The organism is Streptacidiphilus carbonis, assembly GCF_000787775.1.
Classification (GTDB): Bacteria; Actinomycetota; Actinomycetes; order Streptomycetales; family Streptomycetaceae; genus Streptacidiphilus; species Streptacidiphilus carbonis.
Genome location: NZ_BBPM01000012.1, coordinates 100,462 through 111,710, shown reverse-complemented (window position 1 = coordinate 111,710; position 11,249 = coordinate 100,462). Strand labels below are relative to the sequence as shown.

Below are 11,249 nucleotides of genomic sequence, written 5' to 3'. Positions count from 1 at the left end.
CCCTCGACCAGCGCGATCATCCGGTCGATGAACGTCCTGCCCGGCTCAGAGGTGATCTTCACCACGATCCGGTCCGACAGCACCTTCGTACCGCCGGTCACCGCCGACCGGTCACCGCCGGACTCGCGGATCACCGGAGCGGACTCACCGGTGATCGCCGACTCGTCGACGCTGGCCACGCCCTCGACCACGTCCCCGTCACCGGGGATGACCTGGCCGGCCTCCACGATCACGAAGTCGCCGAGCTTCAGCTCGGTCGCCGCGACCTCGGCCTCGGCCACGTTCACGGCGCCCGGAGTCCAGGTTCCGGTGACCTTGCGGGCCACCGTGTCGGTCTTGGTCCGGCGCAAAGTGTCGGCCTGGGCCTTGCCGCGGCCCTCGGCCACGGCCTCGGCCAGGTTGGCGAACACCACCGTCAGCCACAGCCACACGGTGATCACCCAGGCGAACACGCTGGGCTTCTCGATCGCCGAGACCGTGGTCAGCACCGAGCCGACCTCGACCACGAACATGACGGGGCTCTTCACCATGACCCGCGGATCGAGTTTCCTGACCGCGTCCGGGAAGGAGGTGAGCAACTGCTTGGGGTCGAGCAGCCCCGCCGAAAGCCGGTGCTCCGTCTCACCCGCAGCCTGCTGCGCCTCCGGCTCGACGGCCGGATTCTGGAGAGTGGGGGTGGACATCAGTGCAGCCCTTCCGCGAGCGGCCCGAGTGCCAGGGCCGGGAAGTAGGTGAGTCCGACGACGATCAGGATGACGCCGGAGAGCATGCCGACGAACAGCGGATTGTTGGTCCGCAGGGTGCCGGTGGTTTCGGGGATCGGCGTCTGCCTGGCCAGCGAGCCGGCCAGGGCGAGGACGAAGACCATCGGAAGGAAGCGGCCGAAGAGCATCGCGAGGCCCAGCGCGGTCTGCCAGTGCGTACTGGTCACCGTGATCCCGCCGAACGCCGACCCGTTGTTGTTGGCCGCCGAGGTGAAGGCGTACAGCACCTCGGAGAAGCCGTGCGGCCCGCTGTTGTTCATCCCTCCGCCGTGCCCGGCCTTCAGCGACATCGCCAGACCGGTACCGCACAGCACGATCGCCGGGGTGGTCAGGATGTAGAGGGAGGCGAACTTCATCTCCCGCGCACCCAGCTTCTTGCCCAGGTACTCCGGGGTCCGACCCACCATCAGACCCGCCACGAAGACGGTGACCACGGCCAGGATCAGGATCCCGTACAGGCCCGATCCGGTGCCGCCGGGCGCGATCTCACCGAACATCATGTTCAGGATCGCGGTGCCGCCGCCCAGCGGCGTGAACGAGTCGTGCAGCGAGTTCACCGCACCGGTGGACGTCAGCGTCGTGGACGCCGCGAACAGCGAGGAGCCCGGGATGCCGAACCGGACCTCCTTGCCCTCCATCGCCGCACCGGCGATCTGCGAGGCGATGCCCGAGTGCTGGTGCTCGAAGAAGGTGATCAGCGAGGCCGAGGCCACCCAGTACAGGCCCATCACCGAGAGGATGGTGTAGCCCTGCTTGTTGCTGCCGACCATCTTCCCGAAGGTGCGGCAGAGCGCGAACGAGATCACCAGCATCAGGTAGACGGCGACCAGGTTGGTGAACGGGTTGGGGTTCTCGAACGGGTGCGCGGAGTTGGCGTTGTAGAAGCCGCCGCCGTTGGTGCCCAGCTGCTTGATGACCTCCTGCGAGGCCACCGGACCGCCGGGGATGGACTGGGTGGCACCCGAGAGGGTGTGCACGACCTGCGCCGCGTGCAGGTTCTCGACCACCCCGCCGGCCACCAGCACCAGCGCGAACACGATCGAGATCGGCAGCAGCACCCGCAGGGTGATCCGGGTCAGGTCCACCCAGAAGTTGCCCAGGTGGTCCGTCCGGTTCCTGGTGCTGTGCCCTTCCGGGGAGCGACCCCCGGACCCCCGAAACCCGCGGATCAGCGCGGCCACCACGGCGATGCCCACCGCCGCGGACAGGAAGTTCTGGACGGCCAGACCGCCCATCTGCACCAGGTGGCCCATCGTCGACTCGCCCGAGTACGACTGCCAGTTGGTGTTGGTGACAAAGGACGCGGCGGTGTTCCAGGCCACGGCGGGCGAGACCGCCGGGAAGCCCAGCGACAGCCACAGATGCTCCTGCAGCCGCTGGAACCCGTACAGGAACAGCACCGATATGAAGGAGAAGGCCAGCACACTGCGCAGATACGAGCCCCAGGTCTGCTCCGCCTCGCCGTCGACCCCGATCAGCCTGTAGATCACGCGCTCGACGCGCAGGTGCTTGCGGGTGGTCAGAGTGTGGGCGATGTGGTCGCCCAGCGGCCGGTAGGACAGGGCGAGCGCCCCGACCAGCGCCAGGGCCTGCAGAAAGCCCGCGAGAGTTGGATTCATGGTCAGAACTTCTCCGGGAGGACCAGAGCCGCGACCAGGTACCCGACCAGGGCCACCGCGACGATCAGGCCCACGATGTTGTCGGCGCTCACAGCTTCTCCACCGCCTTGGCGATCAGAGCGAGGACGGCGAACACAAGGATCGTCACCCCGACGAACAGCACGTCGAGCATGCGGGATACACCCCTGGAATCAACTGGTTCCGAACCCGCCAGGAGGGCTCCCGACCGGTGCCGGATCAGCTCCGGCGTTGCCAGGAAAGCGCATGTCAGGCAGGCACCAGCGCTTCGTTGACGCGTTGCTTGCGGCCGTCGGCGGAACCTTGACACGCCCTTGACGGCGCTGGCCGCGGCCAACGGTCCGGGCCCGTCCACCGGTACAACTGGGACGTCCCGCCGCACCACGCCCGTCGCCCCCACCGCCCCCACTTCCTGCCCCCGGAGGACCACGCGATGCCCGGATTCCTCAGCGACGCCAGGGCCACCCTGGTCCCCGACCTCCAGGGGCGGCAGGGACCGCTGCCGCCGCTGCTGATCGCGCTGACCGTGGTCACCGGACTGGTCGACGCCTTCAGTTACCTGGTGCTGGGCCGGGTCTTCGTCGCCAATATGACCGGCAATGTGGTCTTCATGGCCTTCTCGATGGCGGGCTCGAAGGACTTCTCGCTCACGGCGTCACTGACCGCGCTGGTCGCCTTCGCGGCCGGTGCGCTGCTCGGCGGACGGCTCGTCAACCGCTTCCCGGAGCACCGGGGCAGGCTGCTGCTCGCCGCCGTGGCGACGGAGACGGTCCTGGTGCTGGCCTCCTACGTGGCCGCCGAACTGTCCGCGGATCCGGCCTCGGGCTGGGTCCGCTACCTGCTGGTGGTGCTGCTCGGGGTGGCGATGGGGAGTCAGAACGCGGCGGCCCGGCGGCTGGCCGTGCCGGACCTGACCACCACGGTGCTCACCCTCACCATCACCGGCATCGCCGCCGACGGCCGACTGGCCGGGGGCGCGGACAGCAAGGCCGGACGCCGGCTGCTGTCGGCGGCGTCGATGTTCGTCGGCGCCCTGGTCGGCGGGGCGCTGGCGCTCCACGGCTCCGTCGGTCTCCCGCTGCTGCTGGCGGGCGTGCTGCTGACCGGCACCACCGCCCTGCTCACCCCCCACACCAGGTCGGCCCTGCCATGGACGCAGCCGGGCTGAACCGTGACGGAGGCACGGTTCAGCCCGGCTGCGGAACCGAGCGGGGCGCTGAGGCTCCTTCCGGCGTCCCTCTCGTCAGCGCCCGTGGACGGGGAGCGGCGGCACCGGGACGGGCAGCGGGATCGGCAGCGGCGGCACGCTCGGCAGCCCGGGCAGACCGGGGAGGCTCGGCACCGGCAGGCCTCCGCCCAGCAGCAGGCTGGCCACCAGGTTGACCACGGCCGGGACGGCGGCGGTCAGAGCGGCCGCGATCTTCGCCGGGTCCTTGGCGGTCACGGCGGCGACCAGGTTGTCCAGGACGGTCTTGACCGCGGCCACGGCCTGGGCGACCAGGGCGTTGGGGTCGGGCGTCGCCGCCCGGTGGCCCGGCTTCGCGGCCGGCGCGTGCACGGTGCCGACCACGGTCGCCAGAGCGGCCTTCGCGGTGTTGACCAGGTTGGTCACGGTCGCCAGGTCGGGAGTCGGAGCCCCCGCCGCCGTGAGCGCGTCGGTCACCTTCCCGACCGCGCCGAACTGCGACAGCACCGCCAGCGCCGCGGACGTGTCGGGGACTGCCGCCGCGGGACTCACGGCGCCGCCGCTGGTGACGGGCTGCTGCGCGAGCGCGATGGTCGTTCCTGCGGCACCGAACGCCAGGGCGCCACAGGTGATGGAGGCGACCGCGATGCTGGCCCGGCGTGAAACGTGCATGGGGAGTGCCTTTCCTTCATGTACAAACAGCTGACGTCTTCACCCTGCAAAGGGGGAACACGGACCGCAACCGGACAATCACCTGGTGCGACCATCGGACCGGGGGCACACCTGCCGATCTGACCAGCGCTTTTGACCCTCTGGAGGATTTCTCGGATCCGCTGCTCCAGGTGCCGCCGTCCGTGCCCCGGACCCCGGCGGACATGGACTGGAGGCAGGCGCCGCAGCAGGTCTGACGGCGGGTCGGCATGTCTCTGACGGCGCGTCCGACGGCCGGCCGCGAACAGCGGTGCGGGGTGCCGGACCGCGGTCCGGCACCCCGCACCCTCGCCTTGCTCAGCAGGTCACCATCGGCACCGACTCAGCGGCGGACCCTGCCCCGGCCACCGTAGGTGGGAGTGGCCAGCGCGACGAGCACCGCGGCGACCCCGATCTGGAGAAGGTGCCGGATCCAGTCGATACCGCTGGTGTGCCGCACCCCTGCATAGTTGGAGATCCAGTTGCCGATGAGCGCACCGGCGATACCGATGACGATGGTCAGCCACACCGGCACCGGGTTGCGGCCCGGGACCACGAGCTTGGCGAGCACACCGATGATCAGGCCTTCGATGATGAGCACGATGAGCCAGAGCACAGTTCCTCCCGAGATGGGCCTCATGACCCCCAGCCGGGGTCACTCCGCGTGTGCCCGGCCTGACGACTGCCATGCGCGGGAATGCCGGGGGCCGTCGCCCCGTTGAAGCGCTCGTACGTCCGGTGAAAACGACATCCGTTTCACCGGGATCGAGGGAAAGGGACGGCCATGGCCCGCAGTGAACTCCGCCCGGTCATCAAGCTCCGCTCCACCGCGGGAACCGGCTACACCTACGTCACCCGCAAGAACCGCCGCAACGACTCCGACCGCACGGTGCTCCGCAAGTACGACCCGCGGGCGGGACGGCATGTCGCCTTCCGTGAGGAGCGGTGACGCGCTGACGCGCCGGCGGTCAGCGAGGCAAGTGCAGCATGTGCATGGCCCGTCGCGCAGTCCCCGCGCCCCTGACGGGGCAGCCCCCTGGGGCGCGGGGAACTTGGGCGACAAGCGCCCCCTACGGTTCGCAGCCGGAGATCACGCCTCCGGCGCCGCATCCCGGTAGGCCTCCAGCAGACGCAGCCACACCTCACTGATGGTCGGGTACGACGGCACCGCGTGCCACAGCCGGTCCAGCGGCACCTCCCCCACGACGGCCACCGTCGCCGAGTGGAGCAGTTCGGCGACGCCCGAGCCGACGAAGGTGACTCCGACCAGAACCCCGCGGTCCAGGTCGACGACCATGCGGGCGTGCCCCCGGTAGCCGTCGGCGAACAGGCTCGCGCCGGCCACCGCGGCCAGGTCGTAGTCGACCACCCGGGTGCGCAGCCCGGCCCGCTCGGCCGCGGCGGCGGTCAGGCCGACCGCGGCCACCTCCGGGTCGGTGAAGACGACCTGCGGGACGGAGGCCGCGTCGGCCGTCGCGGTGTGCGGCCCCCAGGGCGCCGGGTCGAGCCGTCCGCCGGTGGCCACCGCGCCGATCGCGGTGCCGGCCGCACGGGCCTGGTACTTGCCCTGGTGGGTGAGCAGCGCGCGGTGGTTGACGTCGCCGGTGGCCCAGAGCCAGCCCTCGGGAACGGCGCCGACCCGGCAGTGGTCGTCGACGGCGAGCCAGGAGCCGGGCTTCAGACCCACCGTCTCCAGCCCCAGGTCGTCGGTGCGCGGGGCGCGCCCGGTGGCGAAGAGGACCTCGTCCGCCTCCAGCAGGCTGCCGTCGTCCAGCCGCAGGGTGACCGGCCCCTGCGGGTCGGGCCGCCGCAGCTCGGTGACGTTGACGCCGGTGCGCACCTCGGCGCCGGCCTCGGTGAGGCCGGCCGCGACCAGCTCGCCCGCGAACGGCTCCAGCTGGGGCAGCAGGCCCGGACCCCGCACCAGCAGGGTCACCCGGGAGCCCAGCGCCTGCCACGCCGTGGCCATCTCCACTCCGACCACGCCGCCGCCGACCACCGCCAGCCGACCGGGGACGCTCTGCCCGGACGTGGCCTCGCGGCTGGTCCACGGCCTGGCCTCGCCGATGCCCGGCAGCTCCGGCAGGACCGCCCGGCTGCCGGTGCTGACGACCACCGCGTGGCGGGCCGTCAGCAGCACGCTGCCGCCGTCCGGCTGCTGCACCCGTACCCGCCGGGGACCGTCCAGCCGGCCGTGGCCGCGGACCAGCTCGGCGCCGATGCCGTCCAGCCAGCCCACCTGGCCGTCGTCCTTCCAGTCCGAGGCGAACGAGTCACGGCGCGCCAGTACCGCCGCCGCGTCCAGACGCCCCGTCACCGCCTCACGCGCCCCGGGCAGCCTGCCCGCCTCGGCCAGGGCGACAGCCGGACGCAGCAGCGCCTTGCTGGGCATGCAGGCCCAGTACGAGCACTCGCCGCCCACCAGCTCGCTCTCCACCACAGCGACGCTGAGGCCCGCCGCCCGCACCCGGTCGGCCACGTTCTCACCCACCGGCCCGACGCCGATGACGATCACGTCGTAACCGCGGCCGTTCTCTGACGAACCGTCGTTCATGCTCGCTCCATGTCGTCTGCCGCCTACCGCCTCCGCTGTGCTGCGGCGGCGGCTGCGGGGGTCCCGGTGCCAACGATACGGAAACAGGCCCGAGTGACCGCCCCTCAGTTGCCGCGCACCCCAGGAGACTCCCACCGCAGGCCTCCGACGGTCCCGGCGGCGGGTCAGGGTCCCTCCGCGGTGCCCGCGCTCGGCGACCGACCGGTCCGCGGTCAGCCGGCATCGGGGCCCCCGGCCCCGCGCCCCCGGGTTCGGGTGACGGGCATCACATCCCCCTGCCGGTCACATCCCTCCGAGCCGCCGGGTCAGTGCGATGTAACCACGAAGCGTGAATGGGGAGCTCTCATGGAAGCCCGCGTCAACTACTACGGAAACCCCGTCGCCGCGAAGTTCGCGAAGTACATCAACTCCGCCGGCAAGGCCGTCTCCGACTCGTCCCTCCCGGCCGCCACCCAGGAGCTGGTGAAGATCAGGGCCAGCCAGATCAACGGCTGCTCCTTCTGCACCGACATGCACACCAAGGACGCCGCCCACGCCGGCGAGACGCCCGTCCGCCTGAACCTGGTCGCGGCCTGGAGGGAGGCCACGGTCTTCACCGAGGCCGAGCGCGCCGCCCTCGAACTCACCGAACAGGGCACCCGGATCGCCGACGCCGCCGGCGTCACCGACGAGGCCTGGGCGAACGCCGCCAAGCACCACGACGAGGACCAGCTCGCCGCCCTGGTGTCCCTCATCGCCCTCATCAACGCCTACAACCGCATGAACGTCCTCACCCGCCAGCCCGCCGGGGACTACCAGCCCGGCCAGTGGGGATAGCCGCTCCCGAAGCCCCCACCGGACGCAGGAGTCCCGGCCGGAACGCATCCGACCGGGACTCGCGCACGCCCGGCCCGACACGGGTGGCGGCGAGGCGGTGAGGGGGTTATCCCCACCCCGGACCCGGTGACCTGCCCCATGGTTCCGTCCTGCCCGCTCCAGCAGGGTGGAGACACGAAGACGCACGTCCGTGTCGAGCATTCAGGAGAAGTCCAGTGACCACGTCAGTATCGAGTCCCCCGGCCCAGGGCAGCGCCTCGCGCTCGTTGTTCGCCGCTCGGGCGCGGGGGCTCACCAAGGCGTACGGCAATGGCGAGACCCGGGTGGTGGCGCTCGACGCCGTGGACGTCGACATCCCGCGCGGGCAGTTCACCGCGATCATGGGTCCGTCGGGTTCCGGCAAGTCCACGCTGATGCACTGCCTGGCCGGTCTGGACACCGCTTCCAGCGGCAAGATCTGGGTGGGCGAAACGGAGATCACCAAGCTTCGGGACAAGCGGCTCACCCGGCTGCGCCGTGACAGCATCGGCTTCATCTTCCAAGCGTTCAACCTGCTCCCCACGCTCACCGCGTTGGAGAACATCACCCTGCCGATGGACATCGCCGGCCGCACCCCCGACCGCGCCTGGCTGGACCAGGTGGTGGAGACCGTGGGCCTGGCCGGACGGCTCAAGCACCGCCCGACGCAGCTGTCCGGAGGCCAGCAGCAGCGGGTCGCGGTGGCCCGCGCCCTCGCCGCCCGACCCGAGATCATCTTCGGGGACGAGCCGACCGGCAACCTGGACTCCCGGGCCGGCGCCGAGATCCTCGGCTTCCTGCGCCACTCGGTCGACGCCCTCGGCCAGACCATCGTCATGGTGACCCACGACCCGGTGGCCGCCTCCTACGCGGACCGGGTGCTCTACCTCGCCGACGGCCGGATCGTCGACGAGATGCACGCTCCGACGGCCGACGCCGTGCTGGAGCGGATGAAGTCCTTCGACTCCCGGGGCAGGACGTCATGACCGTGCTCCGCGCCTCGTTGCGCAACTTCCTCGCCCACAAGGGCCGGATGGCCCTGTCCGCCGTCGCCGTGCTGCTGTCCGTGGCCTTCGTCTGCGGGACGCTGGTCTTCACCGACACCATGAACTCCACGTTCGACAAGCTCTTCGCGACGATCTCCTCCGACGTCACCGTCAGCCCGCCGAAAGTCGACAACGCACAGCGGACCGGGACGCCCGACACCCTTCCCGGTTCACTGCAGGACCGGCTGGCGAAGGTCCCGGGCGTCGCCCGGGTCGTGCCCGAGGTCAGCAGCCAGCAGGCCACCGTCGCCGACAGCCGCAACCAGGACATCGGCTCCAGCACCGGCGCGCCGACCATCGTCGGCAACTGGAACCCGACCCAGACCAGGTCCGTCACCATCACCTCCGGCCACGCCCCGACCCTGCCGAACGAGGCCGTCCTCGACGCCGACACCGCGGCCAAGCACCACCTGGCCATCGGCGACACCCTGCGCGTCATCGCCGGCCCCGGCGACACCAAGGTGACCGTCAGCGGCATCGCCACGTTCCGCACCACCAACCCGGGCGCGGCCGTCGTCTACCTCGACACCCCCACCGCCCAGCAGGTGCTCCTCGGCTCCCACGACGCCTACACCGACTACGCCCTGGACGCCGCGCCCGGCGTCAGCGACGACCAGCTCAAGGCGCGGATCGACCAGGCCCTGGGCGGCCACGCCTACCAGGTGCAGACCGCCGCCGAACTGACGGCCCAGAACCAGAAGGACATCGGCTCCTTCCTCAACCCCATGAAGTACGTGCTGCTCGGCTTCGCCGGGATCGCCGTCCTGGTGGGCATCTTCCTGATCGTCAACACCTTCTCCATGCTGGTCGCCCAGCGCACCCGCGAGATCGGGCTGATGCGCGCCATCGGTTCGAGCCGACGGCAGGTCAACCGCTCGGTGCTGGTCGAGGCGGTGCTGCTCGGAGTCGTCGGCTCGGTGGCGGGCATCGGTGCGGGAATCGGCCTCGCCGTCGGCCTGATCAAGCTCATGGGCGCACTGGGTATGCACCTGAACACCGCCGATCTGACGATCAAGGCGGCCACGCCGCTGATCGGCCTGACCGTCGGCGTCGTGGTGACCGTGGTGTCCGCGATGCTGCCCGCCCGCAGGGCCGGCGCGATCTCGCCGATGGCAGCCATGCGCGACGCCGGCACCCCGGCCGACGCTCGCGCGGGACGGGTCCGCGCCGCGCTCGGCGTGCTGCTCACCGGAGCGGGCGGGACCGCCCTCGCACTGGCGGCGAAGGCGTCCAGCACCTCCAAGGGTTCCGGGCTCCTCGCGATCGGCGTGCTGCTCACCCTGATCGGGTTCGTGGTCGTCGGCCCGCTGCTCGCCGGGCTGGTGGTACGGGTCCTGGGCGCGCTCACGCTGCGGATGTTCGGCCCGGTGGGCCGCCTCGCCGAACGCAACGCGCTGCGCAACCCGCGCCGCACCGGAGCCACCGCGGCCGCGCTGATGGTCGGCCTGGCGCTGGTCGCGAGCCTGTCGGTGGTCGGCAACTCCATGGTCGCCTCGGCGACCACGCAGATGGACAAGTCGGTCGGCGCCGACTTCATCATCCAGTCCGGCAACGGCAGCCCGATCAGCCCCGCCGCGGCCAAGGCCGTCCACGCCGCCGGCCACCTGTCCCACATCACCGACCGCACGGACGTCGCCGCGACCGTCACCGCCCCCGACGGCACCAAGGACAAGACGGAACTCGCGGCGGCCACCCCGTCCTACACCGACGACCTCCAGGCCAAGACCGTCCAGGGAAAGCTGATCGACGCCTACGCGGAGGGTGCCATGTCCGTGCCCGAGGGCTGGGCCAAGACCCACCACGTCACCCTCGGTACCCGACTCGCAGTCGCCTTCACCAGCGGCAGCACGGCCCGGCTCACGGTCAGGGCGATCACCTCCGACGACACCGTCTTCGACAAGGGCGCGATGTACACCAACATCGCGGAGGCCAGGAAGTACCTCCCGGCCGACAAGTTCCCCTCGAACGACATGATGTTCGCGGCGGCGGTACCCGGCCAGCAGAGCCAGGCCGCGGCGGCCCTCAAGGCGGCCACCGCCGACTACCCGCAGGTCAAGGTCCGCGACCAGGCCGAGTACAAGTCCATGATCAAGCAGCAGCTCGACCAGTTGCTGAACATGATCTACGCACTGCTCGCGCTCGCCATCGTCGTCGCGGTCCTGGGCGTGGTGAACACCCTCGCCCTGTCGGTCGTCGAACGCACCCGCGAGATCGGGCTGATGCGCGCCATCGGACTCTCCCGGCGCCAGCTGCGCCGGATGGTCCGCCTGGAGTCGGTGGTCATCGCCCTGTTCGGTGCGGTCCTGGGCGTGGCCCTGGGCATGGGCTGGGGCATCGCGGCACAGAAGCTGCTGGCCCTGGCGGGACTGGGCGTGCTCAGCATCCCGTGGACCACCATCGCCGTCGTCTTCCTCGGCTCCGCGGTGGTGGGCCTGCTGGCCGCCCTCTTCCCGGCCTTCCGCGCCGGCCGGATGAACGTCCTGAAGGCCATCGCGACGGACTAGCGCGCGACGCGACAGCGCACGAGGAGACAGCGCA

10 protein-coding genes and 1 pseudogene are annotated in these 11,249 nt (G+C 71.1%); 5 read left to right on the top strand and 6 right to left on the bottom strand.

From position 1 onward, the window contains the following. The 3 genes and pseudogenes from TR46_RS44165 to kdpF all read right to left on the bottom strand — a co-directional run. Positions 1-683, bottom strand: a pseudogene (locus tag TR46_RS44165) (P-type ATPase actuator domain-containing protein); the annotation flags it as partial. Next, positions 683-2,383, bottom strand: coding sequence for a potassium-transporting ATPase subunit KdpA (gene kdpA / locus TR46_RS12085; protein ID WP_042398350.1), 1,701 nt, complete (start codon positions 2,381-2,383; stop codon positions 683-685). The gene kdpA and the pseudogene TR46_RS44165, both read right to left, overlap by 1 nt. A 2-nt stretch (positions 2,384-2,385) precedes the next feature. Beyond that, the gene (kdpF, locus tag TR46_RS40970) at positions 2,386-2,475 is read right to left on the bottom strand and encodes a K(+)-transporting ATPase subunit F (protein ID WP_042398348.1); all 90 of its coding nucleotides are present in this window, start codon (positions 2,473-2,475) and stop codon (positions 2,386-2,388) included. Between the two features lie 359 nt (positions 2,476-2,834). Here kdpF and TR46_RS12075 point away from each other — a divergent pair, with 359 nt between their 5' ends. Beyond that, positions 2,835-3,569, top strand: coding sequence for a YoaK family protein (locus TR46_RS12075; RefSeq protein ID WP_042398336.1), 735 nt, complete (start codon positions 2,835-2,837; stop codon positions 3,567-3,569). 75 nt (positions 3,570-3,644) lie between these two features. Here TR46_RS12075 and TR46_RS37830 read toward each other — a convergent pair whose 3' ends face one another. Further along, the gene (locus tag TR46_RS37830) at positions 3,645-4,259 is read right to left on the bottom strand and encodes a hypothetical protein (protein ID WP_052432731.1); all 615 of its coding nucleotides are present in this window, start codon (positions 4,257-4,259) and stop codon (positions 3,645-3,647) included. 361 nt (positions 4,260-4,620) lie between these two features. After that, complete coding sequence (locus TR46_RS12065) at positions 4,621-4,893, bottom strand: GlsB/YeaQ/YmgE family stress response membrane protein (RefSeq protein WP_236655308.1); 273 nt, start codon at positions 4,891-4,893, stop codon at positions 4,621-4,623. 168 nt (positions 4,894-5,061) lie between these two features. On the opposite strand from TR46_RS12065, the gene rpmG reads away from it, so the two are divergent. Continuing rightward, positions 5,062-5,226: a 50S ribosomal protein L33 gene (gene rpmG, locus TR46_RS12060; RefSeq protein ID WP_042398330.1), complete on the top strand. Its 165-nt coding sequence runs from the start codon at positions 5,062-5,064 to the stop codon at positions 5,224-5,226. A 141-nt stretch (positions 5,227-5,367) separates the two neighbouring features. Here the strand turns inward: rpmG and TR46_RS12055 are convergent, their stop codons facing one another. After that, a complete protein-coding gene (locus tag TR46_RS12055) occupies positions 5,368-6,831 on the bottom strand; it encodes a dihydrolipoyl dehydrogenase family protein (protein ID WP_174505117.1) in 1,464 nt (487 codons plus the stop codon). A 345-nt stretch (positions 6,832-7,176) separates the two neighbouring features. Here TR46_RS12055 and TR46_RS12050 point away from each other — a divergent pair, with 345 nt between their 5' ends. The 3 genes from TR46_RS12050 to TR46_RS12040 all read left to right on the top strand — a co-directional run bounded on the left by TR46_RS12050 (position 7,177) and on the right by TR46_RS12040 (position 11,215). After that, entirely contained in the window at positions 7,177-7,647 is a 471-nt protein-coding gene (locus TR46_RS12050) for a carboxymuconolactone decarboxylase family protein (RefSeq protein WP_042398326.1), read from the top strand. Positions 7,648-7,862: 215 nt separating this feature from the next. Next, positions 7,863-8,651 carry an ABC transporter ATP-binding protein gene (locus tag TR46_RS12045; RefSeq protein ID WP_042398322.1) on the top strand — a complete coding sequence of 263 codons (789 nt, stop codon included), beginning with the start codon at positions 7,863-7,865 and terminating at the stop codon, positions 8,649-8,651. Beyond that, on the top strand, positions 8,648-11,215 hold the full coding sequence (locus TR46_RS12040) for an ABC transporter permease (protein WP_042398318.1): 2,568 nt from the start codon (positions 8,648-8,650) through the stop codon (positions 11,213-11,215). Before TR46_RS12045 ends, TR46_RS12040 begins: the two co-directional genes overlap by 4 nt. Positions 11,216-11,249: the final 34 nt, after the last annotated feature.